Raw genomic sequence first — 1,660 nt, 5'->3', positions numbered from 1 at the left:
AGCGGTACTCCTGCTGCGCGCTAAGAAAAACGGTACCCTATCTATGATACTGTAGCAATGCCGTTAAATTTAAAGAAAGGGAAGCTTGCTTCCCTTTCTTTTTGACTTCTAAACAGATGAATTATGGATACTCCACTTCCAAAATCTATAGATAGAATTTATGGCAAGATAGAGGACTGGACCGCAAGCAACTGGCGAAACGTTAGTGCGCTTATCTGCATGCAGATATTTACTGCCGCTTTGTACTTGTTGTACGTGTCTCCTTTTCTTGATGAGAAAAAGTTGAATCCGATAGGTATATACTTGTTGTTTTCTCTTGAAGTATTGCTGACATCAGTATGGGCTTACTGTAGATACAGATATCGGTTTGTTAAAAAACGAAAATTTGGTGTCTTAATTCTTAGTGAAAAGCAGACTCAGGATAAAGTAAACCAAGTTCTTGTTCCTTTGATTGAGGAACTATCAGAAGAAATAAAGGAAATAAAATTTATTATTCTGAATCATTCCTCGTTTAAGACGGAGGAAGGTGCGGAACGTTTTTTAAAAAAGAATGATTATGGGTTAAAAGAAATATTATTTATTAAAGCTAACGTCGGTAAAGTTCTTGGTAAGGACGAATTTGTTATGCAAAGTGGGACTCTTTGTACCATGGATATGGTCACAAGCTTTCGTTTATTTGATATGGAAATAGATATAAAAAAGGAAGTTCTCCAAAGAAGCCCTGACTTTTGGGGTTTTTCGATGGATGATGAACTGCACGGAACAACTAAGGTACGTCTCAGTCTGAAGGATACTATTCTTTATTACCTAGGTCTAAGTTCTGTATGTCATGGTAATCCAGAACAAGCATTATCTATATTAAAGAAGATATTTAACGCTAATGATGGTCTTATAAATCCGTCAGAGATAGTAGACGAACAGCTGAGAGTAAAAGCTATTAAGAAATTCTATCTTACAAGTAGACTTGCCAAGATATTGAGCAGATTGTGTCGCTATAATTTCTGGCAGTATCATAAGCAGAATCGTGACCCTAAAGAGGTGGTTAGATTCTTGAAAGAGTATGCTATTATGCTAGATGGGCATAACGATGCTTTTAATATTTATGTTTCTTTGGCTAGATATTCTTACGTAGTTGGAAATATAGATGATGCTATTCTCTATACTGATAAGATGGCTATTATTGATAATGAATCTCAGTTTGTGCATGCTAACAGGGGATTCTTCGCAATGACAAGAGGTGATGCTGTTAGTTTGGTTTTTCATTACAAAGCACTTTGTAAATACTTTGATGCTTTACAGAAGAGTGGTAAGAGGCCGAATTTTAATATTGAAGAAGTAGTTGCTTTTCTCAGTCAGTATGAGGGTAAGTATGCTGAATATAGGACGATGTTTAGGTATGGAATTGCTATTATGAATTTATATTATGGGGATACAGATAAAGGTGCTAATATGTTAAAAGATATAGATAAACGGACAGAGGGTTTGAAGGAATATAAAGTTGTTAATGTACATGTTAAGTCATTGTTGAAAAAAGTTGACAACATAAGGAAGATGCCGCAGCATAAAAGACGTCTTTCTAGCGCAGCATAGTTTTTGAGGCATTGCTACGGAGCGTAGATTGCCGTAGCTTCGGGGTATGCAATGTACGCGGTGCGGCAGC

Annotated in this window: 1 protein-coding gene; it reads left to right on the top strand. The window is 36.4% G+C overall.

Annotated features, from left to right (window positions below):
- The first annotated feature begins 123 nt into the window (after positions 1–123).
- Positions 124–1,590 carry a hypothetical protein gene (locus ACYVKQ_RS22470; RefSeq protein WP_460677619.1) on the top strand — a complete coding sequence of 489 codons (1,467 nt, stop codon included), beginning with the start codon at positions 124–126 and terminating at the stop codon, positions 1,588–1,590.
- Positions 1,591–1,660 lie beyond the last annotated feature (70 nt).

It is taken from the genome of Hymenobacter coalescens, assembly GCF_054783195.1.
The sequence above is the reverse complement of the archived record's forward strand: the minus strand, read 5'-3'. Positions and strand labels throughout refer to the sequence as shown.

What these genes read in the sequence shown, in the direction of transcription:
- ACYVKQ_RS22470 (WP_460677619.1), top strand. Translation starts at nt 124, where the DNA reads ATGGATACTCCACTTCCAAAATCTATAGATAGAATTTATGGCAAGATA.